20 protein-coding genes and 1 pseudogene are annotated in these 25,285 nt (G+C 70.0%); 11 read left to right on the top strand and 10 right to left on the bottom strand.

The features are described from left to right. Position 1 precedes the first annotated feature (1 nt). Positions 2–1,003, bottom strand: a complete 1,002-nt coding sequence (locus P8S73_RS07230; RefSeq protein ID WP_070637268.1) for a zinc-binding dehydrogenase — start codon at positions 1,001–1,003, stop codon at positions 2–4. Positions 1,004–1,110: 107 nt separating this feature from the next. On the opposite strand from P8S73_RS07230, the gene P8S73_RS07225 reads away from it, so the two are divergent. Then, on the top strand, positions 1,111–2,364 hold the full coding sequence (locus P8S73_RS07225) for an MFS transporter (protein WP_070637600.1): 1,254 nt from the start codon (positions 1,111–1,113) through the stop codon (positions 2,362–2,364). 78 nt (positions 2,365–2,442) lie between these two features. On the opposite strand, the gene P8S73_RS07220 is transcribed toward P8S73_RS07225, so the two are convergent. The 3 genes from P8S73_RS07220 to P8S73_RS07210 all read right to left on the bottom strand — a co-directional run bounded on the left by P8S73_RS07220 (position 2,443) and on the right by P8S73_RS07210 (position 7,376). Then, positions 2,443–4,104 (bottom strand): thiamine pyrophosphate-dependent enzyme, encoded by a 1,662-nt coding sequence (locus P8S73_RS07220; RefSeq protein ID WP_121241585.1) that lies wholly within the window; start codon positions 4,102–4,104, stop codon positions 2,443–2,445. 205 nt (positions 4,105–4,309) lie between these two features. Beyond that, complete coding sequence (locus tag P8S73_RS07215) at positions 4,310–5,740, bottom strand: sugar porter family MFS transporter (protein WP_059281309.1); 1,431 nt, start codon at positions 5,738–5,740, stop codon at positions 4,310–4,312. A 343-nt stretch (positions 5,741–6,083) separates the two neighbouring features. Continuing rightward, on the bottom strand, positions 6,084–7,376 hold the full coding sequence (locus P8S73_RS07210) for an ROK family transcriptional regulator (RefSeq protein ID WP_019310445.1): 1,293 nt from the start codon (positions 7,374–7,376) through the stop codon (positions 6,084–6,086). Positions 7,377–7,723: 347 nt separating this feature from the next. Here P8S73_RS07210 and P8S73_RS07205 point away from each other — a divergent pair, with 347 nt between their 5' ends. Next, a complete protein-coding gene (locus P8S73_RS07205; RefSeq protein WP_223110075.1) occupies positions 7,724–8,494 on the top strand; it encodes a phosphatase PAP2 family protein in 771 nt (256 codons plus the stop codon). A 276-nt stretch (positions 8,495–8,770) separates the two neighbouring features. On the opposite strand, the gene P8S73_RS07200 is transcribed toward P8S73_RS07205, so the two are convergent. The 4 genes from P8S73_RS07200 to P8S73_RS07185 form a co-directional block, all read right to left on the bottom strand. Then, positions 8,771–9,181: a universal stress protein gene (locus P8S73_RS07200; RefSeq protein ID WP_019310447.1), complete on the bottom strand. Its 411-nt coding sequence runs from the start codon at positions 9,179–9,181 to the stop codon at positions 8,771–8,773. A gap of 49 nt (positions 9,182–9,230) precedes the next feature. Next, entirely contained in the window at positions 9,231–10,730 is a 1,500-nt protein-coding gene (locus P8S73_RS07195; protein ID WP_059281815.1) for an APC family permease, read from the bottom strand. 197 nt (positions 10,731–10,927) lie between these two features. Further along, on the bottom strand, positions 10,928–12,439 hold the full coding sequence (locus tag P8S73_RS07190) for a peptide MFS transporter (RefSeq protein ID WP_124109056.1): 1,512 nt from the start codon (positions 12,437–12,439) through the stop codon (positions 10,928–10,930). Between the two features lie 124 nt (positions 12,440–12,563). Beyond that, positions 12,564–13,394: an aldo/keto reductase gene (locus tag P8S73_RS07185; RefSeq protein ID WP_124109055.1), complete on the bottom strand. Its 831-nt coding sequence runs from the start codon at positions 13,392–13,394 to the stop codon at positions 12,564–12,566. Positions 13,395–13,538: 144 nt separating this feature from the next. Here P8S73_RS07185 and P8S73_RS07180 point away from each other — a divergent pair, with 144 nt between their 5' ends. After that, a complete protein-coding gene (locus P8S73_RS07180) occupies positions 13,539–13,913 on the top strand; it encodes a hypothetical protein (protein ID WP_019310451.1) in 375 nt (124 codons plus the stop codon). 199 nt (positions 13,914–14,112) lie between these two features. On the opposite strand, the gene P8S73_RS07175 is transcribed toward P8S73_RS07180, so the two are convergent. Both P8S73_RS07175 and P8S73_RS07170 read right to left on the bottom strand, forming a co-directional pair. Continuing rightward, positions 14,113–14,922, bottom strand: a complete 810-nt coding sequence (locus P8S73_RS07175; RefSeq protein WP_019310452.1) for a hypothetical protein — start codon at positions 14,920–14,922, stop codon at positions 14,113–14,115. Between the two features lie 35 nt (positions 14,923–14,957). Next, a complete protein-coding gene (locus P8S73_RS07170; protein ID WP_070637258.1) occupies positions 14,958–15,701 on the bottom strand; it encodes a hypothetical protein in 744 nt (247 codons plus the stop codon). Positions 15,702–15,941: 240 nt separating this feature from the next. On the opposite strand from P8S73_RS07170, the gene P8S73_RS07165 reads away from it, so the two are divergent. The 8 genes and pseudogenes from P8S73_RS07165 (at position 15,942) to P8S73_RS07130 (ending at position 25,135) form a co-directional block, all read left to right on the top strand. Next, positions 15,942–16,418, top strand: coding sequence for a MarR family winged helix-turn-helix transcriptional regulator (locus P8S73_RS07165; protein ID WP_019310454.1), 477 nt, complete (start codon positions 15,942–15,944; stop codon positions 16,416–16,418). A 166-nt stretch (positions 16,419–16,584) separates the two neighbouring features. After that, positions 16,585–18,471, top strand: coding sequence for an ABC transporter ATP-binding protein (locus P8S73_RS07160; RefSeq protein WP_181950973.1), 1,887 nt, complete (start codon positions 16,585–16,587; stop codon positions 18,469–18,471). A gap of 45 nt (positions 18,472–18,516) precedes the next feature. After that, positions 18,517–19,092: a DUF421 domain-containing protein gene (locus P8S73_RS07155; RefSeq protein WP_059281820.1), complete on the top strand. Its 576-nt coding sequence runs from the start codon at positions 18,517–18,519 to the stop codon at positions 19,090–19,092. Between the two features lie 64 nt (positions 19,093–19,156). Next, positions 19,157–20,324, top strand: a pseudogene (locus tag P8S73_RS07150) (ABC transporter ATP-binding protein). After that, positions 20,321–21,076, top strand: a complete 756-nt coding sequence (locus P8S73_RS07145) for an ABC transporter permease (RefSeq protein WP_039101561.1) — start codon at positions 20,321–20,323, stop codon at positions 21,074–21,076. The pseudogene P8S73_RS07150 and the gene P8S73_RS07145 overlap by 4 nt, the downstream one beginning before the upstream one ends. Next, on the top strand, positions 21,073–21,750 hold the full coding sequence (locus P8S73_RS07140; RefSeq protein WP_039101560.1) for an ABC transporter permease: 678 nt from the start codon (positions 21,073–21,075) through the stop codon (positions 21,748–21,750). Before P8S73_RS07145 ends, P8S73_RS07140 begins: the two co-directional genes overlap by 4 nt. Continuing rightward, positions 21,747–22,715: an ABC transporter substrate-binding protein gene (locus tag P8S73_RS07135; protein WP_047978877.1), complete on the top strand. Its 969-nt coding sequence runs from the start codon at positions 21,747–21,749 to the stop codon at positions 22,713–22,715. The genes P8S73_RS07140 and P8S73_RS07135 overlap by 4 nt, the downstream gene beginning before the upstream one ends. A gap of 458 nt (positions 22,716–23,173) precedes the next feature. Further along, entirely contained in the window at positions 23,174–25,135 is a 1,962-nt protein-coding gene (locus P8S73_RS07130; protein ID WP_396350279.1) for an alpha-amylase family protein, read from the top strand. Positions 25,136–25,285: the final 150 nt, after the last annotated feature.

The following is a 25,285-nucleotide window of genomic DNA, read 5'->3' as shown; positions in this document are numbered from 1 at the left end:
CCTACGGCACGATCGTGAACTTCACGTGGCCGTCCCCGCCGCGCTCGGCCGTGCGCAGCACGTCGATGGTCTCCTCGAGCGGGTGCACGGGGCCCAGGCAGTAGTCCACGGTGACCTCGCCGTCCCGGATGCGCCGGACGGCCTCGTGGAAGGACACGAGACCAGGCTCGGACTGGGCGGCCACGGAGCCCTGGAGCCGGACCGACTTGCGGAAGACCTCGTAGACCGGCACGGGTGCGGACTCGAAGCTCTCGTAGAGGCCGAACCAGCCGACGATTCCGCGGTCGGCCACGATCTCCACGGCCTCCGCGCGCAGGGCGTCCGATCCCACGGCCTCGATGACGAGGTCCGCACCCGTGTTGCCGGTGGCCTCGGAGACCACGGTCGTCAGCTCCTCGTGCGGCACGTGCACGGTGCGGGCACCCAGCTGCCGGGCGATCTCGAGCCGCGACTCCTCCTTGTCGGAGACGATCACCTGCTCGAAGCCCCGTCGCAGGGCGTCCTGCAGGAAGAACAGCCCCGCGGAACCCGCTCCCATGACCACACAGGTCCCGGCACGCCGGGGCGGCACCTCGGTGGGCCAGTAGAGGTTCATGGCGTAGATGCAGGTGCCCATCTGCTGGGCCATGAGGTAGCGCCGCATCTCGGTGAGGTCCGTGGGGTCCACCTCCGGGGGCAGCGCCACCGCGTGGTCCTCGTCCAGGAGCATGTACTCGGCGAAGGCGCCGCCGAGCTCCCCGGGTGCGAGGCACAGCACCGCGGTGCCCTCGGGGAACTTCTCCGAGCGGGACTCCGTGACCACGCCCACTCCCTCGTGACCCGGGTAGCCGGGGAGCTCGGGGCCCCGCGGGTGGAGCGTCCCGTGCAGCACGGAGTGCAGGTCGGAGCCGCACACCGACGCCGCGACCATCCTGACCACGAACTCGCCGTCCTGCGTGGCCTCGGGATCGGGCCACTGCTTCACCACGACGGTTCCGGGACTGGGGACGTGGGTGGCGCGCATGGACGCTCCTTCGGATCGGTGCGGGTGTGCTGGTCACTCTGCACGCTACGCCATGGTGAGTTCCGGCTCACACGCGGGGCGTCTCCGGCTGCCGATAGCCTGTGACGGTGAAACTTCCCCGGGCCCTGGCCCCCTTCTCCTCGCGCGCCTACACGGTGCTCGCCCTGGCCATGGGCGTGAGCGTGTTCGGGTCCGGGCTGTGGGCCGTGGCCATGGTGGCCCGGGTCATGGAGCTCGGGGGATCGGCCGTGGACCTGTCCCTGGTCACGGCAGCCGGGGCCGTGGGAATGGTCGTCTTCGTGCTCGTGGGCGGAGTGGCGGCGGACAGGTTCCGACTGACGGTGATCCTGCGGTGCGTGGAGGTCACCAACCTGGTGACGGCCACGACCATCGTGGTCCTCACCTGGACGGACACCCTCGCCCTGTGGCACCTGGGCGTCGCGGCCTTCGTGTTCTCGGGAGCAGTGGGCTTCTTCTACCCGGCCTACTCCGCCGCACTGCCCCGGATCCTGCCGGTCCACCAGCTGCTCGCGGCCAACGGTGTGGAGGGCACGGCCCGTCCCCTGCTGCAGCTCGCGGCCGGCCCCGCCGTGGGCGGCGCCCTCACGGGTCTGGCGCTGCCCGGGGCTTCCGTCCTGGCCATCGCCGCGTGCCACGCCGTGGCGCTGGTGTTCATGATACGGCTGCGTCTCCCGGAGCGGGGCGGCGACGACGCGCAGGGGGCGTCGTCGTCCCAGTCCTCGATGCTGCGCGAGATGCTGGAGGGCTTCCAGTACTGCGTGCGCACACCGTGGCTGCTGTGGACCCTGCTCTGGGCCATGAGTGCGATCTTCCTGTTCATGGGTCCGCTCGAGGTGCTCGTCCCGTTCCTCGTGGTGGACCGGCTGGGGGGCACGGTGGCGGACTACGGCGCCATGCTGGGTCTCTACGGCATCTCCACGGCCGTGGGCTCCAGCGTGATGGCGTCCCTCCAGCTGCCGCGGAAGTACCTCACCACCATGATCTGGCTCTGGGGATTTGGCACACTGCCCTTCGGTCTGGTGGGCATGACCGACTCGTGGTGGGTCATGGCGGGTGCGCTGTGCGTGTTCGGCGCCACAGGTGGGGCGGGTCAGGTCATCTGGGGGACCCTGCTGCAGCGTCGTGTCCCCTCGCACATGCTCGGGCGGATCTCCTCCCTGGACTTCTTCGTGTCCCTGCTGCTCATGCCCATCTCCATGGCCGTGGCGGGCCCGGTCTCGCAGGTGGTCCCACCCGAGGCCATCTTCTGGGGCGTGGCCCTGCTGACCCCCGCCCTCGGTGTGGTGGCGGTCTTCGTGGGTCGGATGCACCGGGACCAGGCGGAGCACCCCCTGCGCTGACGACGACGCCGCCGCGAGCCTCGCAGGGAGGCTTGCGGCGGCGTCGTCATGACTTTCTGACCTGCTTTTATGTGCGGATCAGTATGCCTTCTGGCGCTGCTCCACGACCAGGTGGATCACCGCGAACGTGTGCTCCTCGTCGATGGCCCGGTAGGCGCGCTCCAACGCCCCGGGGATCTCCGACTGCCGTTCCACCCGGACGCCCACGCCGTGGAACGCCGCGGCCATGGCCGCGAAGTCCGGGTTCTTCAGCTGCGTCCCGGACACGTGACCCGGGTACTGGCGTTCCTGGTGGGTGCGGATGGTGCCGTACTCCTGGTTGTCCATCACGATCACGAGCGGGGTGGCGCCGTACTGCGCGGCCGTGGCCAGCTCCTGCCCGTTCATGAGGAACTCGCCGTCGCCGGCGATCGAGATCACCCGGCGGCCCGGGAAGTTCAGCGACGCCGCCACCGCGGAGGGCACCGAGTACCCCATGGACCCGTTGCGCGCGGAGATCATGGACGCGTACCCGTTGGTGGGGAAGTACCGGTGCGCCCAGTTGGTGTGCTCGCCCGCCCCGAAGGTGACCATGGCGTCCTCGGGGAGGGTGCGTGCCAGCTCGGTCATCATGGCGTCCATGGTGGCGGGCCCGTCCTGCTCGGGGCGCGGCTGCGGCGTGGAGAAGTCGATCTGCTGCTGCCGCATGCGGCGGCACCAGTCCCGCCACGTGTCCTTGACCGGCAGGTTCATCCGCACCAGGTCCCGCACGAAGACGTCCGGCTTGGCCACGATCTGGTAGGTGACAGCACCCGAGCGGCCTCGCATGGAGGGATCCATGGTCACGATGAAGTTCTTCTTGGACCAGTCCTGGCGCACCAGGAACCCGTTGGTGATCACGTCACCGGGGACCGTGCCCACGAAGACCAGCAGATCGGTCTCCTCCATGAGGTCGAACGTGGGCTTGGGGCGCCCGTACCCGATGGGGCCCACGTAGGAGGGGGATCCGAAGGGCACCGTGCCCTCGCAGCGCCACTCGGCGGCGGCCGGGATGTGGTGGTCCTCGAGCCACTGAGTGAACCGCTCGGCGCCCTCCGTGCTCCAATCGTTGCCGCCGAAGACGAACAGGGGCTTCATGGACTGCTGCAGCGCGGCCTCGAGGGCCTTCCAGTCGTCCACGGTCATGCCGCCGCCGGCCACGGGGATCTCCGGGTGCAGCGTGGCGTCGATCTCTCGGGTGATGACGTCCTCCGGGAGCCCCACCACCACTGGACCGGGCCGTCCTGAACGGGCCGCGAACATGGCCTCGGCCACGTACTCGGAGGCGCGCTCCGCGTGGTCCAGCACCATCACGCGCTTGGCGCCCGAGGCGAACCACTGGTGCGGGTCGAACTCCTGGAAGGCCTCCTTCTCCCGGTGCTCGAACGGGATCAGCCCCACGAACAGCACCATGGGGGTGGAGTCCTGCCACGCGGTGTGCAGACCCACGTGCGCATTGGCCGCACCGGGGCCGCGGGTCACCATGGCCACCCCGGGGACCTGGTTCATCTTCCCGTCCGCCTCCGCCATGTACGCCGCTCCGCCCTCGTGGCGGCACACCACCGTCTCGATGGAGGAGTCGTGCAGGCCGTCGAGAACGTCCAGGTAGCTCTCCCCGGGGACCACGTACGCGCGCTCCACGCCGTGCGCCGCGAGGGACTCGACGATCACGTGCCCGGCGGACATGCGGCCCGGAGCTGCGGTGGCGGTTGGCTGCGTCATGGGAAGGTCTCTTTTCGCCGTCAGGACGGGCGCCGGGACCGGAAGGCCGCAGCGCCCACGAGTGTTCTTCGCAAAATACCCGACGGCAGGAAATCGCACGGCAATGCGTCCAGCATGCGACACGAACGGGGCCGTGGACGCGGTCCGCCCCGGTCTGCGAGGGTGCAGGCCGGGGCGGACGGACGGTGTGGTGCGGGGGAACGTGTCAGTCGTGCATGTCCTCGAGCTCCACGTTGTTGGTCTCGCGCACCATCTTGATGGTGAACACCAGGGACACCACGGCGAAGAACGCGTAGATCCCGTACGTCAGACCCAGTGAGTTGTTGGACATGGTGGGGAAGGAGACGGTCACGGCCCAGTTGGCGAGCCACTGCACCGCGCCGGCCACGGCGAGAGCCGCACCGCGGATGTGGTTGGGGAACATCTCGCCGAGCAGCACCCACATGAGCGGGCCCCAGGAGACGCCGAAGAACACCACGAAGAGGTTGGCCGCCACGAGAGCCACCGGGCCCGCCACGGGGCCGAGGACCGGGGTGAGCTGACCGTCCACCATCTCCTTGCCGGCGGTGGCGAAGACGAAGGACATCACAGCCAGGGTCACGGCCATGCCGCCGGAGCCCACGAGCAGCAGCGGGCGCCGCCCCACCTTGTCCACCAGGAAGATGGCCACGATGGTCACGAGCACGTTGACCACGGAGGTGGCCACGGAGATGGCGAAGGAGTCGGACTCCTTGAACCCCACGGACTCCCACAGCGTGTTGGAGTAGTAGAAGATCACGTTGATGCCCACGAACTGCTGCAGGGCGGCCAGGCCGATGCCCACCCAGACCACGGGCTTGAGCCCGGCCATGGAACCGCGCAGGTCGGAGAAGCGCGGCTTGCGCTCGTTGTTCACGGTGGTGCGGATCTTGTCCACGCGCACGTCCACGGCGTCGTCACCGTGGATCCGGGACAGCACGCTGCGCGCCTCGTCCTCACGGCCGGCAGCCACCAGGAAGCGCGGGGACTCCGGGATCAGGAAGGAGCCGATGCCGTAGAGGAGGGCGGGGACGGCCATGATCAGGAACATCCAGCGCCACGCGGCCAGCCCGAGCCACAGCTCCTGGGAGGCTCCGCCGGCCCAGTTGGCGAGCAGGGCGTCCACGAGCAGGGACAGGAAGATGCCCAGCACGATGCCCATCTGCTGCAGGGACCCCAGCCGCCCGCGCAGGTGGGCGGGGGAGACCTCGGCGATGTAGGCGGGAGCGATTACGGAGGCCACGCCCACGCCCACGCCGCCGATCACACGCCAGAAGATGAGCCACTCGATGGACTGCGTGAGACCGCAGCCGATCGCGGAGAGCAGGAACAGCAGGGCCGCGACCTTCATGACGGGGATGCGGCCCGTGCGGTCCGCGATGCGGGAGCCGAAGAAGGCACCTACCGCAGCACCCAGCAGGGCGGCGGCCACGGCGAAGCCGAGCGGTCCGGGGCCCACGTCGAAGGTGGACTGGATCGAGGAGACGGCGCCGTTGATCACGGCGGAGTCGTATCCGAAGAGGAGGCCACCGAAGGCGGCCACGGTGGTGATGCGAACCACCGCCGCGGTGTTCGTCTGGTGGTGTTCCGTCGGGTGTGCTTGCGCCGCTTGGCTCATCCCACAGCTCCCTTGCTGTCGTGAATTTCAACGCTCGGTGGATACCGTGCCCCGCCGTCCGCCGTGCACAGCTGGACGCGCGGGACCAGGGGCGCGGTCGGCGAGGACCGGGCCTCCGTGACCGTGGAGGCATGTGGAGCGGCCGCCGGTGTGGACGGTGACCCCAGCGTAGGACTCGCATCACAGAATGTCCATGAGTCGAACACAACGGCGCGTCATGCCTGCTCCGGCTCAGAGGGCGGACGCACCACTTCGCATCAGGCCCCGCGGAGGTCTCTCGCGCCGGGCCCCGTGGGCGGAGGCACCGCGGGCCGACCACAGCCACCCGGCGGGACCGGGTGGCTCACACGGGGAGCGGGGTCCCCGCCCGGGCGAGCAGCAGCGCACCGGTCAGGTGCGCCAACGGGCCCAGCTCGGACGTGGTGATCCGCACCCGGTCCCCGCGCTGCAGGGTGTACTTCTCCACGGCCCGTCGCAGCGGTTCGAGCAGCAGGTCCCCGGCGCGGGCGAGGTCCCCGCCCACGACCACGAGCTGCGGGTTGAGCAGGTTGCACAGCTGGGCCACGGCCCCGCCGATGAGGCCCCCGGAATCCGCAACCACCCGGGTGCACCCCGGGTCTCCTGCGAGGGCCGCGTCCACCACGTCCGGCACCGTCTCCAGCGGGCGTCCTGACGAGTGCACCAGACCGAGCACGGCGGCGGAGGACACGAAGGTCTCGAGGCAGCCCCTGTTCCCGCAGCGGCAGAGCCCGGCCCGCTCGTCCAGGGTGACGTGGCCGATCTCCCCGGCGGAGCCCGTGGCGCCGCGGTAGAGCCGACCTCCCAGGACCAGCCCCGCCCCCACCCCGTGGGAGACCTTCAGGTAGGCCATGTCGTGCACGTCCCGCCCGGCACCGAGGGAGTGCTCGCCGACCGCGCCGGCATTCGCGTCGTTCTCCAGGACCACGGGGCAGTCCAGCACCCGGGATGCCAGATCCTGGACGTCCATCCCCGCCCAGCGGGGCAGGATGGCCGCGGAGTCCAGCTCCCGCCCTCGTTCGGCCACTGGAGCGGGCACCGCGATCCCGGCCTGCAGGAAGCGCTGAGCGGAGATCCCGAGCTCGTCCCGCAGCTCGTCGGCCATGCGGCGCGCGGTCTCGAGGACCTCGGCGGCTCCGTGGTCGGGCGGCAGCTCGCAGCGCTTCCGGGCGAGAATCTCCACGTTGAGGTCCGCCACGGCCACGGCCACGTGGCGGTGGCCAACGTCCACCCCCAGCAGGTGCCCGGCGCGGGGGCTGAACCGCACATTCTGACCCCTGCGTCCCCCGTGATCCGGTTCCACGGCGAGCAGGTCGCACCGGGTGAGCTCCTTGACGATCGACGAGACGGTCGACGGCGCCAGGGCCGTCTCCCGCGCGATCCTCGCCTGGGTCACGGCCCCCAGTTCGCGCACGGCGTCCACCACTCGTCGCCGGTTGGCCACGCGCAGGGCCGTCTGCGATCCGGGGGCGGTGGGACTGGCGACCCGTGCCGCGGCGTCGGCCCGCGCGGCGTCGGACTCCGCCTCGTCGGGGCTCTCGACGGTGGCTGGACGCGGTGGACGGGGCCGACCCGTGGCCGGGCGCTCCGCGGGCCGCGCCGTGGGTGAGGACGTCATCGTCTCTTCCCTTCTCGAATGCTCGTGGTGGCCTGAGTGTAGTCAACGTTCGGGCAACGAACACGAGGTCCGGGCGAAAGCGGGGCGGAAGCCCTCCGGCGCCGAGAAGGGGCCCGCGAGAGCGGGCATCTCACATGGCGTACAAGGCATGCAATGCTTATGGGTAGCCTTTTCACAAGCTGTTTCACGTGAAACGTGCGTCCGCCAGCGCCACGCGGAGCACGACACGCCGACACCAGGATTCACACGGTGTCTCGTGTCACCATTGCTGTATGACCAATCCGGCGCAGTACACTTCCCCCTCGCCGGGCGGGTCCCCGTGGCACTTGCCGCAGTTGCGTCACCGCGTGGCCGTTCCTCTGGTCGTGGTGCTGCTGACAGCGACAATCGGCCGTCTGCTGGTGCTCTCACCGCAGGTGACCGACGGGGAGACCGCGTTGCTCGAGGGGCTCTCCCAGCATCGCAACGTCCTTCTGGACGGCATCGCCACCCTGGTGCAGTTCACGCTGTCCAACGGCGGGGTGGTTCTCATCATCGCGGCCGTCATCGGCTGGCTGGCCGTGATCCGACGCCGCCCCCTCGACGCCACGGGGTTCGCCATCACCGCGCTCGCGGGCTGGGGCGCGGTGGGGCTCGTGAAGGTGCTCGTGGAACGCCCCCGGCCGGCGGTGTCCGGTGATCCACTGGAAGCGGTTGCGGGATCCACATCCTTCCCCTCGTCCCACACGGGTGCCCTGGTCGCCATCGTCTTCGCCCTCAGTTTCGTGGCCTCGCGCCGGCGGACCCGGCGCGACGTGCTGCTGTGGGGCACCCTCGGCGTGGCCGTGGTCGGCGCCGCCCGCGTGTACTCGGGGGCCCACTACCCCCTCGACGTCCTGGCCGCCCTGCCGGTGGCCTGGGCCGGGGTGATGGTGGGAACCGCCGTGGCCAACAAGGTCGTCCCCGCCCTGGCGTACGGCTTCTCGTGGCAGCAGGCAGGCGTGTCCCTCGAGGCACCAGACTCGCGCCGTGCTGCGACCCGGGCGGCGGTCCCCACCGAGGCGCACGGCTCCACGGCGCGTCGCGCCACGGGATCCTCCGACACCCACGATCCGCGGCGCTCGGACCGAGCGGCCTGATCCCTGCGCCCCCCTCGCGCGTCCACTGCCGGTGGCAGGTGGGCCGCGCTGAGCATCAGCGGACGCGTCAGGACATGATGGACGCGCGCCCACGACGAACGGCGGGCCGAACCTCTGGAAGGTTCGGCCCGCCGTCGTCGTGCGGTCCTGCGCGCGGAGTCTGAGATGTGCCCGCAGCCCCGGTCTCGGGAAGAACTCGCGGCGTGCACCCGTCGCACGACCCTCAGCGCCGCCGTGGACGTCCCGGGGTATTTTCCGGGGGCGTCCAGCGGCGTGTCAGTCCTGCGTGTACTCGGCCTTCACGCACAGCACGGGGCATCCGGCCTCGAGCAGCAGGCGCTGGGTGGTGGGCGCCATGATGAGCTTGCCCACCGGCGTGCGCCGGCGGGTGCCGATCACCAGCAGCGTGGTGTGCGTGCGGTCGGTGACGTCGAGGATGACGTCCGCCGGGTCGGCGTCGTCCGCCATGGGGATCAGCTCGTAGGCGACGCCGCTCGCGTCCAGCGCGGCGCGGTCCTCCCTCACTGCGGTCTCGGTCTCCTCCGGACCAGTGTGGCGGCCCCACCGCTTGGTGTGGTGGCCCTGGACCACCACGAGGTCCGCGGCACGCAGCTTGGCCTCGTCGATGGCGGCACGCAGCGCGGCGCGTCCGGCGGGGGTGGGCAGGTATCCGACAACGATGTTCATGGGGTCTCCTGGTCCGTGACGAGGTGGGTTCTGGGGTGGGCCGGGGACCTCAGCGGTCCACGTCCTCGAGGTGGGCGATGTCCTCGGGGTGCTGGAAGCGCGTGCGGCGCCCCGTGAACAGACGGGCGTAGAGGAAGTTCACGAGCCACAGCACCACGCCGAGGGCAATCAGCACCAGGGCGATCTGGTACTCGATGGTGTCCTGCGCCCACGGGCCCAGCAGGAACGCACACGTGACGGCACCCAGGTAGGGGAGCACGCGCGGCGCGTGGAAGTAGTCGTGGCCCTCCTGCGAGCGGTCGCGGCGCAGGATGATGGCGGCCACGTTGACCACGGTGAACACGCCCAGCAGGAGCAGGGCCGTGGTGCCACCGAGCGCGGACGCGGTGCTCTTGCCCATGATGTTGTTCACGATCACGATCAGCAGCATGCCCAGCGCGGTGGTGAAGAGGATAGCCGTCCAGGGCGTGCGGCGCCCGGGGAGGACCTTGGACAGGAATCCTGGGATGACACCCTGCTTGGCCATGCCGTAGAGCAGGCGCGAGGCCATGAGCATGTTGATCAGCGCGGTGTTGGCCACCGCGAAGATGGTGAGGAACGGGTAGATGGTGTCGATCGGGATGTTGGGCGCACCGATCTTGACCACGTCCAGCAACGGGGTGGTGGACTCGCTGAGCTGACCGATGGGAACGATCGCCACGGTGAACAGGGACACCACCACGTAGATGACGCCCGTGATGCACAGCCCGAACAGCATGACCCGCGGGAAGTTGCGGGTGGGATCCTTGGTCTCCTCGACCATGTTGACGGAGTCCTCGAAGCCCACGAAGGAGAAGAACGCCAGGGAGGTCACCGAGGAGAGTGCCAGGAACATGTTCTTGTCCTCGGCGGTCTCGAAGATCATGGTGCGGCTGAAGTCCGCATTGCCCTGGAACGCCGCCCAGAAGCCCACGAGGATCACGATCAGCAGGCCGGTGAGCTCGATGACGGTGAGCACCACGTTGAGCTTCACGGACTCGGAGACGCCGCGCAGGTTGACGAGTGCGAGCAGGGCCATGAAGCCCACGGCCACGAGGGTGATGCCGAACGGGCTCAGGTCCAGGTGGAAGCCCTTGGCGAAGTTCGCCGCCACGGTGCTCGACGCGGTGGCGGCCGAGGTCAGTCCGGAGCACAGCACCGCGAAGGTCACCAGGAAGGTGAGGAAGTGGATCCCGAAGGCCTTGTGCGTGTAGAGCGCCGCACCGGAGGCGCCCGGGTACTTGGTCACGAGTTCCAGGTACGAGAACGCGGTGATGGTGGCCACCACGAACGCCACGAGGATGGGGGCCCACGCGGCGCCGCCGATCTCACCGGCGATGTTGCCGGTCAGGGCGTAGACGCCGGTGCCCAGGATGTCGCCCACGATGAACAGCAGGAGCAGGCCCGGGCCCATCACCCGCTTGAGTTCGTGGTTCTCTCCCGAGGGGTCCGTGCCCCCGGCTGCGGCCGTGTCACGGCCCGTGGCCGACGACGCCGGTGCGGCGCCGTTCGGCGTAGCTGAACTGCTCATGTTGTCCTCCGCGGATCGACCAGAGTGCGGCCGCGCACGGTTCACCCGCTCGGGGGTTCGACCTGTGATCCGCGGCTCATTGCGTACAGGTAACCCTAAGGGATGTTGCGCGCCGTAGGGGGCACTGCGGCAGGAGTGGAAAGAGCGCGCCCCGCGCCCTGGGTGGGGCGGGACGCGCTCTCACGCGACGAGCTGGATCAGCGGATGCCGCGCATCATCTTGAGGATGGGCTTGGCGGCCAGCAGCATGACTACACCGAGGACGATGGTGACCGCGCCCATGGTGCCGAAGTAGGCGACCTCGTTCTCGCGGCTGTAGAACTCGGCCAGTGAGCCGGACAGTGCAGTGCCCAGCGCCACCGAGAGGTTGTACAGGGCGACCATCTGCACCGGGAACCTCCGCGGTGCCAGCTTGGTGGCCAGGGACAGCCCCACGGGGGAGAGGAAGAGCTCGCCCAGGGTGGCAACGAGGAGGATCAGCACGATCCAGCCCACGAACACGGACGCGGTGTCCGCCTGGGTGATGAAGAGCAGGAACGCCGCACCGATCAGCAGCAGGGCGATGCCGAACTTCACCGGGGTGCTGGGCTGGCGCGTTCCGAGCTTGGTCCACACGCCCGCGAACACCATGCCGAACAGGATGATGAACACGGGGTTGATGGACTGGACCGCGGACGGCTTGAACTCCATGCCGAAGAGGCTCAGGTCCAGGCGGGTGTCCGCGTAGACGGCCAGCACGGTGAACTGCTGCTGGAACAGGGCGAAGAATGCCGCCGTGGCAATGAACAGGGGGATGAAGGCGACCACCCGGGAGTGCTCCTCGGGGGAGAGCCCCTTGTCCTTCAGCATGATGGCGAACAGGGCGATGGCCGCCACGAGAGAGATGAGGACCACGGCGCCGGACAGGTTGCCGGGGTTGAGGATCCCGGTGAAGAGCAGCACCAGGACCACGGCCACGAAGCCCAGGGCGATCCCGATCCACTTGCCGTACTGCGAGCGGGGCAGGGGGTTGGCCACCGTGTGCACGGAGTCCGGCAGGCCCTTGCGGGTGAGGAAGTACTGCACCAGGCCGAGCGCCATGAAGAAGGCGGCGATGCCGAATCCGGCGTGGAAGCCCCAGGTGCCCCACGCGAAGCTCGTGAGCAGCGGCCCGAAGAGGGCGCCGATGTTGACGCCCATGTAGTAGATGGAGAAGCCGGCGTCACGGCGCGGGTCGTCGCGCTCGTAGAGCGTGCCCACCAGGTTCACGCACGTGGTCTTCAGACCACCGGAACCCACGGCCACGCACAGCAGACCGATGGCCAGACCGGGCACGCTGGGGATCAGTGCCAGGGCGATGTGGCCGACCATGATCAGCACCGCCGAGGCGAGCATGGTGCGCTCGGAACCGATCAGACGGTCGGCCACCCAGCCGCCCAGGATGGAGCACAGGTACACGGTGCCGCCGTAGGCGCCCACGATGCCTGTCGCCACACCCTGGTCGAGGCCGAGGCCACCCTCCGCCGCGGGGTAGTACATGTAGAACAGGACGAGGGCCTGCATGCCGTAGAAGGAGAAGCGCTCCCACATCTCCACGGAGAAGAGGTTGGCCAGCATGCCGGGCTGACCGAAGAAGGTTCTTCTGCCCGCGGGGTTGTGCGGGTCGATGGTCGGGTTCGGATCGTTCGGCGCGTTGCCGGTGAGGCCGCTGCCTGGTGTGCTGTGACTCATAGGTCACCATGATGCACCCGGATGCCCGGGGAACTGCTTTCCGACGCACAGGACGAAGCCCCCGGGTCCTGTGAGGCAGGACACCCGGAGGCTTCGTCACGCGGCAGTCGCGGACCGTGCGGAGTCAGTCGTTGAAGTCCGCAGGATCCGGGCCGATGCGGCCGTTGTCACGGGTCAGGCCGTTGATCTGCTCGATCTCCTCCGGGGTGAGCGTGAGCTTCTGGGCGTCCCAGTTCTCCTGGATGCGCTCAGGGGTCACGGACTTGGGGAACACCACGTTGCCGATGGCCAGGTGCCACGCGATGACCACCTGGGCGGGGGTGGCGCTGTGCGCCTCGGCGATCTTCCCGATGGTCTCGTCCTGGAGGTCGGCCTTGCCCTGGCCCAGCGGGGACCACGCCTCGGTGACGATGCCGTGCTGGGCACCCAGCTCGCGCAGGGCCTGCTGGTTGAAGTAGGGGTGCAGCTCGATCTGGTGCGCGGCGGGGACCACTCCGGTGTCCAGCACGTCCTGCAGGGCCTGCTCCGTGAAGTTCGAGACGCCGATGGACCGGGCCTTCCCGGAGGCCTTGATCTCCTGGAACGCCTTCCAGGTCTCCAGGTACTTGCCCTTCTCCGGCTGGGACCAGTGGATGAGGTAGAGGTCCACGTAGTCCAGGCCGAGGCGCTCCAGGGACTTGTCCATGGCTTCGAGGGTGGACTCGTAGCCCTGGTCGTCGTTCCACAGCTTGGTGGTCACGAAGAGCTCCTCGCGCGGAATGCCGCTGCTGGCGATCGCGCGGCCCACGCCCTCCTCGTTGCCGTAGATCTTGGCGGTGTCGATGTGGCGGTAGCCGATCTTGAGGGCCTGGCTCACCACGTCCTCCGCCACGTCCGCGTCCACCTGCCACACACCGAAGCCGAACTGCGGGATGGTGTTTCCGTCATTGAGCTGGAGGGTCTGGTTCTCGGACATCGCTGCTGAATCCTTTCGTTGACAACTACCTCCCAGTCAACTGCGCGGTGGCCGGGTCTGACAAGCAGTTAAGTTGTGGGTGAAGTTCCCCCAGCTGTCCCACGACCGGGCGGGGCGGTCAGGGAAACGTGGTGAAATGGAACCATGAAGTTCGATTTCCAGCGTGTCAAGACCCCCGCCTACCTCACGTCCGTGGCCCTGGTGGTGATCGGGCTGCTGTGCGCCGTGGGCTCGCTGGCGGTGCTCGCGTGGATCCTCACCATCCTGGGGATCGCCCTCAACGTCATGGCTGTGAGCATCACCGCGATCGACGACCTCCCCGCGCGCGCCCGCCGCACCGGCACCCGCGTGGTCGAGGACCCGGAGCCGGAGACCGACCAGCACGACGTCGTCTCCCCCGCACGCGCCCAGCACTCGGTCTCCGGGCGCTCCGCAGCATCGGCGGGGACGTCCGCGCAGGGCGGTTCCTCGGCGGTGCGTCCCTCCGCAGCCCCCGCCAGGGACCGCGCCGAGTTCTGAGCGGCGTCGGCCAGGACCGTTCCCACTCCGGAACTGCTCTCGCAGAGTCCGGACCCGGGCCGGCGGCCGTCCCGCCATCACCGGTTGTCGCCCGGGCCAGCTCGTCACGGCGGGCGCGTTCGCGCCCGGCCCGCCGTCAGTCCTCCTCCGGCGAAGGGCGAGAGCCGGGGCCCTCCTCACCCGCAGGGACGGTCGGTGGTCAGTTCATCGCGGCGGCACGGTAGATCTGCTGCACCTTCTCCGCGGGCAGGCGGGTTTCGATGCTGACCGTGTTCTCCGGGTCCGAGCGCAGGTAGCGCACCGGGCCGTGGGAGCCCACCGCGAGCTTCTCGGCGTCCGCCACGGCGTACACGGCATCCAGGGTGCCGGTGAACGCGGGACCCTGCGTGGGGTTCACGCGCACGGTGAGGTGCGCGGTCACGGTGTCCGAGACGCCGTTCTCGTCGAAGGGCGACTCCACGTCCAGCTCGCGGACGATGCCCACGCCGTAGCCGATCACGCCGGGCAGCCGCGCGGCCAGGTGTCCCTGCGCCTTGGCGAAGGAGCGGCGCAGCACGGCCACCCAGGACAGCGCCGCGGCCACCAGGACCACGGCGACGACCCCCAGCCACAGCCCGTTGCGGGTGTCCGCGAAGCGCATTCCGCTCAACACGATCACGAGCGCGGACACCAGCGGGATCACGAGCAGCAGGGACGCCACCAGCCGCTCGCCCACGGGCGTTTTCCCCGCGGCAGGTGCGCTGACACCGGGGCCGTCCGCCGCCGCGCCGTCCGACGACGCCGCCCCGCTGCCCGCCTCGGCAGACGTCACCGCGCTCTCGTGGGAACCAGCCGACTCGGCCGCCGCCACGCCCGTCTCCCCGGCCTCCGTGCTCGACGACGCGTGGGGCCGCCCCGCCTCGTCGCCGCTCGCGGGAGAGGGCGCCTTCCTCAGCTGGCGCAGCGCGGCGGCGTCGAAGCCCCGGTCGTTCACGGTGACGGGAGCGGGCCAGGTGGCGTGGGAATCCATGGGGTCCATTATGAGGGAGTGGGGAGGGGGGTAGATCAGCCTGTATAGACCACGGGGTAGGACTTGGTGAGTTTCTGACCCGTGTTCAAAGTGGCCGTGACTTCCGCGAATGACCGAATTCTCTTCTTGCCGTTGCGCACATCGGCCGTGGTGAGGGCTACCACCCCTGTGTAATCCACGCGGAACCGGCCAGAAGGTCCTGAATCAAAATTCCTGCACCCAGTCTGAGAGTCGACCTTGTACCGGTTTCCGGTGTCCTGGGCGGCTGACCAGAACATGTTGACATCCCACGAAGGCAGCGGGCCAGCATTTGGGTGTTCAACAGTCGTGTTGTTGACGGTGTTGGTGACCCGTGACCGGAATCCACTGCCAGATGTGGGGGACCAAGAGGCATTGCAGGTCCCGTTCGAGCATGTGTTGCGCGTGCTAGCGGTGGAGTTTCCCATCCAGAACACCCCCGGGCCGCTACTGTCCTGCCCCTGTCGGTTCTCCATCCAGAAGGTGTAGCTGATGTCCGTGACGATTACTCCGGGTGGGAGGTTGTCCACGTAGGTCTGACCTCCCAGGGTCAGGTACTGATTGGTCCTCCCCGTGCCGGAATCGATGGTGCCGAAGTCGTAAAACATGCCCCCGCTGAACCGGAGCGCGGGCTGGCACTGGCTGGACGCGGCAAGCGCCGGCGCAACCGACGCCGCCGCAATGACCGGAACCGACCACGCGGCGCCCTTGGCGAGGGTCCGCCGGGTGAGGGTGCGGGCGGCGTCGTGCTGCTGGGTCATGCGCTGGTGCTCTCCCTCGTGTGTCTGCGCCCGGGGGCGCGCGATGCCGTCCGTCTGCCGGGTCCGGCGGCGGGGGCCCGGGCAGGCGGTCGGATCTGGAGGGGGGTGCCGGCCGGGGCGAATCCCTCGCCCACCAGGCTACGCGCCGTCTTTGGGGAGCGCGGACGCGGCCAACGTCCGGGTGCGGCCCCGGGTCAGAAACATTTGCAGCGGCAATCTTTGCTTACTACAATCCTTGCCATGACTGAGACGAAGTGGCTGTCCGAGGACGAGCGGGAGGCGTGGCTCGCGCTCGTGTCGATCATGTTCCGTCTGCCGGGGCGCGTGGAGAACCAGCTGCGCACCGAGGAGGACATGTCCCTGGCGGAGTACCTGGTGCTCGCCATGCTTTCGGAAGCACCGCGGCGTCAGCACAAGATGTCCGCACTGGCCACGGCCACGAACACCTCGCAGTCGCGGCTCTCGCGCATCGTCGCCCGGATGGAGCGGGACGGGCTCGTCACCCGGCAGGGACGTCAGGACGACCGGCGCGTGGTGATCGCGGAGATCACCCCGGCGGGCCTCGAGCGCGTCAAGGAGGCCGCGCCGGCCCACGTGCGCCACGTCCGGGAGATCGTCTTCGACCGGCTGAGCACCGAGCAGGTGGCGCAGCTGCGGGAGATCGGCCGCGCGCTCAACTGCGGCGACAACGCCCGTAGCGTGCTGGGTCTGGACTGACGGGCCCAGCGCCATGGCCGCTCGTGCCGTGCGGTCCCCCGGGAAGTCTCCATCCCGGCGTGAACAGCATGCCCACTGAAGGGCCACTGACCCTGCCCAGTCCGTGACGGACGGGGTGGTCGCGAGGACTGCTGGGCACGTCTGAGCGCGGGTCTACAGTGACGGCGTGAGCATGCAGAGCGCCCACATGGCCATGTGGCGGACCATGAGCGGGCAGAACAACAAGGGCCGGCGGGTCAGCTGGGACACCGTCAAGCGGATCGCCACGTTCGCCCGGCCGCACCGCCGTGCGCTGATCGCGTTCGTGCTGGTGTCCGTGGTGCTGGCGGTGCTGGGGGTCGTGACCCCGGTGCTCGCCGGGGACGTGGTCAACGCCATCACCGGCGGCCACGACGTCTCCGTGGTCGTGTGGCTGGCCATTGCCATTGCGGTGGTGGCCGTGGCGGACGCCGGGCTCTCCCTGCTGAGCCGCCTGCAGTCCGCGCGCATCGGCGAGGGCCTCATCTACGACCTGCGCACGGCCGTCTACGACCACGTGCAGACCATGCCGCTCGCCTTCTTCACCCGGACGCGCACCGGTGCGCTGGTGTCCCGCCTGAACACGGATGTGATCGGTGCCCAGCGCGCCTTCGCCGGGACGCTGTCCGGCGTGGTGTCCAACCTGGTGTCCCTGGTGCTCACCGTGGCGGTCATGGTGACCATTTCGTGGCAGGTGACACTGCTGTCCCTGCTGCTGCTCCCCATCTTCCTGGTTCCGGCCCGCGCCATGGGGGGCAGGCTGGCCTCGCTGCAGCGGCAGTCCGCGCAGTACAACGCGCAGATGTCCACGCGCATGACCGAGCGCTTCTCCGCGGGCGGCGCCACCCTGGTCAAGCTCTACAGCGATCCCGCCGAGGAGTCCCGTGAGTTCGCGGCCCGTGCGGCGGACGTCCGCGGCATCGGGATCCGCTCCACCATGCTGCAGACCACCTTCGTGACCGCGCTGACCCTGGTCTCCGCCCTGGCGCTGGCACTCGTCTACGGCGTGGGTGGCACCCAGGCGCTGCTGGGCCACCTGGACGCCGGTTCCGTAGTGGCTCTGGGCATGCTGCTGACCAGGCTCTACACACCGCTGACCATGCTCGCGAACGCCCACATGGACATCATGAGCGCGGTGGTCAGCTTCGAGCGCGTGTTCGAGGTCCTGGACATCAAGCCCCTGATTGCAGAGAGCCCCAGCGCCCGCGCCCTGCCCGAGGGTCCGGTGGCCGTGGAGTTCGACCACGTCAACTTCTCCTACCCCTCCGCTGAGAAGGTCTCGCTCGCGTCCCTGGAGGACGTCGCGGTGCTCGACTCCCGGGGCGGTGAGGAGGTGCTGCACGACGTCAGCTTCCGCGCGGCCCCCGGGCACACCGTGGCGCTCGTGGGCTCCTCCGGCGCCGGCAAGTCCACGATCGCCCAGCTGGTGGCGCGGCTGTACGACGTGGACTCCGGCGAGGTGAGCATCGGCGGTCAGGACGTGCGGGACACCACCTTCGAGTCCCTGCGCCACACCGTGGGCATGGTCATGCAGGACGGGCACCTCTTCCACGACACCATCCGGGCCAACCTCGCGGTGGCGCGGGAGGGCGTGACCGACGAGGAGGTCTGGGACGCTCTGGAGCGCTCGCGGTTGCGCCACGTCATCGCGTCCCTGCCGGACGGGCTGGACACCGTGGTGGGGGAGCGCGGCTACCGGCTCTCGGGCGGTGAGCGGCAGCGCCTCACGATCGCCCGGCTGCTCCTGGCGCGCCCGCGCGTGGTCATCCTGGACGAGGCCACCTCCGCGCTGGACTCCACCAACGAGGCCCACGTGCAGGCCGCACTGGACGAGGCCATGTCCGGTCGCACCGCCGTGGTGATCGCCCACCGGCTGTCCACCATCCGCCGGGCGGACCAGATCCTGGTGGTCGAGGCCGGTCGGATCGCCGAGCGGGGCACCCACGAGGAGCTGCTCGCGCGCGGCGGCCGCTACGCGGAGCTGCACGAGACGCAGTTCGCCGCCACGACCTCGGACCACGACGACGCCCGGTAGCGTTCCCGGCGGACGCACGGTTCCCCTCGAGATCAGGAGTCAGGCATGAGCGGCTGGGAGAGGCTCTGGGCGGAGCTCGGCATCACGCTCCCGCACGCGGTGGGCGTGGTGCTCTCCGCAGCGGGGATCTACGTGGTGTTCCTGGTGTTCGTCCGGCTGCTGGGCCAGCGGGTGCTCTCGGCCATGTCCACGTTCGACGTGGTGGTGACCGTGATGCTCGGCGCCGTGGCCGGGCGCGTGATCCTGGGGCACCCGCCCACCCTCGCGAGCGGTGTGCTGGGCCTGGCCACCCTGTTCCTGCTGGAGGCGGTCTTCGGTCAGCTGGGGACACGCCCGCGGCTGCAGCGGCTGTTCAACGCCCCCACCCGGCTGCTCATGGTCGGGGACGAGGTGCAGGAAGCCGAGCTGCGGCGCTCCCACATCACCCGTTCCGAGCTCCACGGGGCGCTGCGCCGGGCCGGTGTGCGCTCCTACGGGGAGGTGGCGTGCGTGCTCCACGAGTCCGGCGGGGGGATCAGCGTGCTGCGCCGCGGGGTCCCCGTGGACCGTCACCTGCTCTCGGACGTGGTCGGTGTGGAGCGGATCCCGGACGAGTTCCTCGCCCCAAAACGCACCGATTAGTTCGCACGCTGATTGTTGCCGCCGACTATGATGGGGGCCACGCCTACGAAGGGACACGGACCCCATGACCGACATGGCCATCCGCTATCGCGGTGTGAGCAAGGTCTATCCGGATGGAACCACAGCGGTCGACGACCTGAACCTCGACGTCCCCGCGGGGTCCCTAACGGTGTTCGTGGGACCCTCCGGCTGCGGCAAGACCACGTCCCTGCGGATGCTCAACCGCATGGTGGAGCCCACCGGCGGCGTGGTGGAGGTCAACGGGCAGGACGTCTCCACCATCCCGGCCGCCCAGCTGCGCCGCTCCATGGGCTACGTGATGCAGCAGTCGGGCCTGCTGCCGCACAAGACCGTGGAGGACAACATCGCCACGGTGCCCCGGCTGAACGGGGTCTCCAAGCGTGAGGCGCGGGCGAGCGCCCGTGAGCTGCTGGGCTCGGTGGGTCTGGACGAGTCCCTGGCCACCCGCTACCCGGCGCAGCTCTCCGGCGGTCAGCAGCAGCGCGTGGGCGTGGCCCGGGCGCTCGCGGCGGATCCGCCCATCCTGCTCATGGACGAGCCGTTCTCCGCGGTGGACCCGGTGGTGCGCCAGGACCTGCAGCAGGAGCTGCTGGACCTGCAGAAGCGGCTGCACCGCACCATCGTGTTCGTGACCCACGACATCGACGAGGCCGTCCTGCTGGGCAACCGCGTGGCGGTCTTCGCCCGGGGCGGCCGGCTGGCCCAGTACGCCACACCCGAGGAGCTGCTGCGGGCCCCGGCGGACGACTTCGTGGCGGACTTCATCGGCCGGGACCGCGGCTTCCGCTCCCTCAGCTTCGACAGCGCCAGCGTGGCCCTGCAGCCCGTGACCGTGCTGTCCTCCACCACGGGTGAGCGCACCGTGGTGGGTCCCGGGGTGGAGAACCCGGCGCCGTGGCAGGGAGACGGCGCGGCGGCGACGTCGGACTGGGGTGCTCGTGGTGGACGAGCGGCAGCATCCCCTGGGGTGGCTCCCGGTGCGCGAGAGCGGTGAGGCCGCCGGGCACGAGGAGCTGCGTGTGGGCGGGACCCTCTGGCACTCGGGCGACTCCCTGCGCACCGCGCTCGACGCCGCGCTGTCCTCGCCGTCCGGGCAGGCCGTGGCCGTCCACGAGGACGGATCGGTGGCCGGTGTGGTCCCGGGCGATGCCGTGATGCGCGCCATCGAGGACCAGCGCTCCACCCGTGAGGACCGGGGGCGGAGGCCGTGAACTGGCTGACGAACAACTGGCCCACGGTCCTGGAGCTTGCGGGCTCCCACCTGGTGCAGTCCGTGATCCCGGTGCTCGTGGGGCTGCTCATCAGCGTTCCCCTGGCGCGGCTGGCGGCGGGCAACCGGTGGCTGCGACCCGTGTTCGTCACGGGCTCCTCGCTGCTCTACACCATCCCCTCGCTCACGCTGTTCGTGGTGCTGCCGCTGGTCCTGGGCACGCAGATCACCTCCGTGGTCAACGTGGTCGTGGCGCTGACCCTGTACGTGATCGCCATCCTGGTGCGCTCGTGCGTGGACGCGTTCGAGTCGCTGGACCGGGACGTCCTGCAGGCGGCCACGGCCATGGGCTACAAGCCCGCGCGCCGGTTCTTCGGGGTGGAGCTGCCGCTGGCCGTGCCCGTGATGATCGCGGGCCTGCGAGTGGCCACCGTCTCCAACATCTCCATGGTCTCGGTGGGCGCGGTGATCGGCATCCAGTCCCTGGGCACGCTCTTCACGGACGGGCTGCGCCGCTCGATCGTCGCGGAGATCGTAGTGGGCATCGTGGCCACCGTCCTCATCGCGGTGGTCCTGGACCAGCTGCTGCGCCTGCTGGGCCACGTGCTGACCCGCTGGCAGCGCACCGGCGCCGGCGGGAAGAACCCGGCCGTGCGGCGCGGTGACGGCCGGGGCACCCGGGCCCACGAAGGGGGCTCGCGGGACGAGGCAGGCTCCCTGGCCGCCGTGGAGTCAGGAGGTGCCACCGCATGAACCTGTTCGCCGAAGCCGGCCAGTTCCTCACCGACCCCGCCAACTGGACGGGTGCCACGGGCATCCCCCAGCGGATGCTCGAGCACGTGGGCTACAGCCTGCTGACCATGGTGATCGCCCTGGTGATCGCCGTCCCGCTGGGCCTGTGGGTCGGCCACTCGGGCCGCGGCGGGGGAGTGGTCGTGGGCCTGGCCGGCGCGCTGCGCTCGCTGCCCACCCTGGGCCTGCTCACGCTGTTCACCCTGCTGATGGGCCTGGGTCTGATGCCGCCCATCCTGGCGCTCGTGCTGCTGGCCATCCCGCCCATCCTGTCCGGCACCTACTCCGGGATCGCCGCGGTGTCCCCCGCGCTCGTGGACGCCGCGCGCGCCATGGGCATGACGGAGTCCCAGACCCTGTTCCGCGTGGAGGTCCCGGTGGCGCTGCCCGTGATCCTGGGCGGGATCCGCAACGCCGCGCTGCAGGTGCTCGCCACCGTGACCATCGTGGCGTACATCAACCTGGGCGGGCTGGGCCGCTACCTGATCGACGGGCTCGCGGTGCGCGACTACTCGCGCATGCTCGCGTCCGTGGTGCTCGTGGCGGCGCTCGCGCTCACCGCGGACGCCCTGCTCGCCCTCATCCAGCGCCTGGTGACGTCGCCGGGTCTCAGACTGACAGGAGATCGCCCATGACCATCCACCACTCGTCCCCCCGCCCCCGCTGGCGGCCCGTGGCCTTCGCCGGGGTGGCCGTCTCCGCCCTGCTCGCCCTCACGGCGTGCGGCGGCGGCTCCGACCCCCTGGCGGAGGACAACGACGCCGCCTCGGGCGGTTCCTCCGACACCGTCACCGTGGGCTCGGCGGACTTCCCCGAGTCGCAGATCATCGCGGAGCTCTACGCCGGGGTGCTGCGGGACGCCGGCGTGACCGCGGAGACCTCTCCGGGCATCGGCGCCCGGGAGGCGTACGTGGGCGCCGTCAAGGACGGTTCCGTGGACGTGGTCCCGGACTACTCCGGCAACCTGCTGCTCTTCGCGGACAAGGACGCCCAGGCGGCGTCGGCGGAGGAGATCGCCAAGGCCCTGCCGGGTGCGCTGGAGAGCCAGGGGCTGTCGGTGCTGGACGCGTCCAAGGCCGAGGACAAGGACGCGCTGGTGGTCACGCAGGCCACCGCGGAGAAGTACGGTCTGAAGTCCGCGGAGGACCTCTCCTCCGTGTGCGGCGAGCTGGTCATGGCCGGGCCCCCGGAGTTCCAGGAGCGCGCCTACGGCGTGAGCGGGCTCAAGGAGAAGTACGACTGCTCGTTCAAGTCCTTCCAACCCATCAACGACGGCGGCGGGCCCCTCACGGTCCAGGCGCTGACCAAGGGCGATGCGCAGGTGGCGGACATCTTCACCACCACCCCGGCCATCCAGGACGAGAACCTGGTGGTGCTGGAGGACCCCAAGAACAACTTCATCGCCCAGCAGGTGCTGCCACTCACCGCTCCGGACCGCCTGCCCCAGGAGGCGGTGGACGCGCTCAACGAGTTCTCCACCAAGCTCACCACGCAGGACCTGATCGACCTCAACCGCAAGGTCAGCGGGGACGAGCAGCAGAACCCCGCGGACGCCGCCAAGCAGTGGCTGAAGGACAACGGGTACGACAAGGCCTCCTGAGCCGTCTCCCACCACGGGGCCGGGCCGCGCCCGGTGGTCCCGCCGATCGGGCGGAACCACCGGGCGCGCGTCATCTTCCGTTCATTCGCACGTGCGCACGCACAGGGGTGACGTGGTGGAAACTCCGTTCTGCACAGCGTTGTCCACACGGTCACCGGGCAGGAGTCGCACCCTCCTGACCTGCGGTGACGCGGGCGTTTCCCCACGTGGCACCGTGTTGCACACAGGGTGTTGTCCACACCTGTGGACAACGCTGTGCACACGCTGTGCAGTGAACACCGGGTGCGCGGACGGTCACGGGGACGTCACCTGCCGGTCACGGGATCTCGCCTGCCTATGCTGGACGGGCCGCGTCCTCCCTCCGGAGCGCCCGGCAGATCCGAGCTCGGAGTCAAGGGGGATCCCGGGCACCATCACTGCTCGCGGACGTGCTGCGTGCCGGCAGAGGAGGCCTTCCCGTGCTGACTGACAACATCCCCCACCGCATCACCGGTCGCGAGAACCTGCTGGCCGTGCTGCAGGAGCACCTGGTGCGGGACACCCGGGTGGCCGCCGCGGACCGCCACGTGTTCCTCCACCGCCTGCCGCAGCAGCTTCCCCGGATCGTCACGTCCCTGTCCGCCGTCTACGGTTCCGGCCCGGAGATCTGGGACGTCGTCGCACGGGCCGTGCTGACCGCGTGGGACGCCTACGCCGAGCGCCCCGCGGACCTCCGGGACCTGGACCGGCAGCGCGAGGGTGCGGCTCCCTGGTTCACGTCCCGCGAGGCCGTGGGCGGGGTGTGCTACGTGGACCGCTACGCCGGCACGATCGCCGGGCTGCGGGAGCAGATCCCCTACTTCCGGGAGCTCGGGCTCAGCTACCTGCACCTCATGCCCCTGTACGAGAGCCCCGCGGGCAACTCCGACGGCGGCTACGCGGTCTCCTCCTACCGGCGCGTGGACCCGGCCCTCGGGACCATGGACGAGCTCGCGGAGCTGGCCGCCGAGCTGCGCTCGCAGGGGATCGCGCTCGTGCTGGACTTCGTGTTCAACCACACCTCCAACGAGCACGAGTGGGCCCGGGCCGCGGCCGCGGGGGACCCGCACTTCGAACGGTTCTACTGGATCCACCGGGACCGCACCCTTCCGGACGCGTTCGAGCGCACGGCCCGGGAGATCTTCCCGGACGACCACCCGGGGGTCTTCACGCGTGTGGACAGCACCCCGGCCGGGCGCGCCGCGAGCCCGTTCGACCCCGATCCCCGATGGGTGTGGACCACGTTCCATCGCTTCCAGTGGGACCTGAACTACGCCAACCCGGAGGTCTTCCACGCCATGGCGGGGGAGATGCTGTTCCTCGCGAACCAGGGCGCGCAGGTGCTGCGCCTGGACGCCGTGGCCTTCATCTGGAAGCAGCTGGGCAGCACGTGCGAGTCCCAGCCGCAGGTCCACGACCTGCTGCGCGCGTTCCGCGCCGTCGCGGCCCTCGCCGCGCCCGCCGTGGAGTTCAAGTCGGAGGCGATCGTCCACCCGGACGAGGTCATCCGCTACGTCCACCCCGAGCAGTGCGCCCTGTCCTACAACCCCCTCCAGATGGCGCTCACGTGGGAGGCCCTGGCCACCCGGGACGTCACCCTGCTCTCCGCCGCGCTCGCCGAGCGCCACGAGACCCCCGAGGGCACTGCGTGGGTCAACTACGTGCGCGGCCACGACGACATCGGCTGGACCTTCTCCGACGACGACGCCGCACGGCTGGGTGTGGACCCCGCCGGTCACCGCCGCTTCCTCAACGCCTTCTACACCGGGCGCCACCCGGGGAGCTTTGCGGACGGCGTCGCCTTCCAGGACAACCCGCGCACGGGTGACTGTCGGATCTGCGGGACCACGGCGTCCCTGCTGGGTCTGGAGGCCGAGCCCGGCCCCGCGGTGGACCGCATCCTGCTCGCCCACTCCCTGGCCATGAGCACCGGCGGGGTCCCCCTGGTCTACCTGGGGGACGAGGTGGGCCAGCTCAATGACCCCCACTGGCGCCAGGAGCCCGGTCACGGGGATGACGCCCGGTGGGTGCACCGCCCGCGGCGCAGGGAGGCGGACCACGAGCGGCGCCACGACCTGTTCTCCGTGCAGGGGCGGATCTTCGGCGGGATCCGGGGCATGATCGCGGTGCGCCGCAGGACGCCGGAGTTCGAGGGCACCACGCTCATCCCGTTCGACACGCACAACAGCCACGTCCTGGGGTACCAGCGCCCGGGCGAGCACAGCCTGGTGCTGTGCCTGGCCAACGTCAGCGACTGGTCGCAGTTCGTGACCGGGGAGACGCTCAGCGGGTTCCTGCCCACGGCCACGCTGCTGCACGCGCAGTCCGAGGTGGACCTGCGCGGCGGGATCCTCCTGGAGGCCCACGGGTTCCGGTGGCTCCGGGTCATCCCGGTGCGCTGAACCGCCCCCGGCGGGGGGTGTGATCTGAGTGTCCCCCCAAGAGGGGTGACTGCACCCATAAGGGTGGACATTCGCGGTTGTCCACAGGACTTCTCCACAGGCGTGGATAAGTTACACGCCTGTGCTCTCCCCGGGTGAACCGCACGACCG

This window comes from Kocuria sp. ChxB (genome assembly GCF_044359605.1).
GTDB classification, from domain to species: Bacteria; Actinomycetota; Actinomycetes; order Actinomycetales; family Micrococcaceae; genus Kocuria; species Kocuria rhizophila.
The sequence above is the reverse complement of the archived record's forward strand: the minus strand, read 5'-3'. Positions and strand labels throughout refer to the sequence as shown.

Bases quoted from the DNA above. Each gene is read 5' to 3' on its own strand.
- P8S73_RS07195 (WP_059281815.1), bottom strand. From the start codon at position 10,730: ATGAGCAGTTCAGCTACGCCGAACGGCGCCGCACCGGCGTCGTCGGCC.
- P8S73_RS07135 (WP_047978877.1), top strand. From the start codon at position 21,747: ATGACCATCCACCACTCGTCCCCCCGCCCCCGCTGGCGGCCCGTGGCC.
- P8S73_RS07185 (WP_124109055.1), bottom strand. From the start codon at position 13,394: ATGTCCGAGAACCAGACCCTCCAGCTCAATGACGGAAACACCATCCCG.
- P8S73_RS07230 (WP_070637268.1), bottom strand. From the start codon at position 1,003: ATGCGCGCCACCCACGTCCCCAGTCCCGGAACCGTCGTGGTGAAGCAG.
- P8S73_RS07175 (WP_019310452.1), bottom strand. From the start codon at position 14,922: ATGGATTCCCACGCCACCTGGCCCGCTCCCGTCACCGTGAACGACCGG.
- P8S73_RS07215 (WP_059281309.1), bottom strand. From the start codon at position 5,740: ATGAGCCAAGCGGCGCAAGCACACCCGACGGAACACCACCAGACGAAC.
- P8S73_RS07165 (WP_019310454.1), top strand. From the start codon at position 15,942: ATGACTGAGACGAAGTGGCTGTCCGAGGACGAGCGGGAGGCGTGGCTC.
- P8S73_RS07170 (WP_070637258.1), bottom strand. From the start codon at position 15,701: ATGACCCAGCAGCACGACGCCGCCCGCACCCTCACCCGGCGGACCCTC.
- P8S73_RS07155 (WP_059281820.1), top strand. From the start codon at position 18,517: ATGAGCGGCTGGGAGAGGCTCTGGGCGGAGCTCGGCATCACGCTCCCG.
- P8S73_RS07200 (WP_019310447.1), bottom strand. From the start codon at position 9,181: ATGAACATCGTTGTCGGATACCTGCCCACCCCCGCCGGACGCGCCGCG.
- P8S73_RS07220 (WP_121241585.1), bottom strand. From the start codon at position 4,104: ATGACGCAGCCAACCGCCACCGCAGCTCCGGGCCGCATGTCCGCCGGG.
- P8S73_RS07180 (WP_019310451.1), top strand. From the start codon at position 13,539: ATGAAGTTCGATTTCCAGCGTGTCAAGACCCCCGCCTACCTCACGTCC.
- P8S73_RS07140 (WP_039101560.1), top strand. From the start codon at position 21,073: ATGAACCTGTTCGCCGAAGCCGGCCAGTTCCTCACCGACCCCGCCAAC.
- P8S73_RS07190 (WP_124109056.1), bottom strand. From the start codon at position 12,439: ATGAGTCACAGCACACCAGGCAGCGGCCTCACCGGCAACGCGCCGAAC.
- P8S73_RS07210 (WP_019310445.1), bottom strand. From the start codon at position 7,376: ATGACGTCCTCACCCACGGCGCGGCCCGCGGAGCGCCCGGCCACGGGT.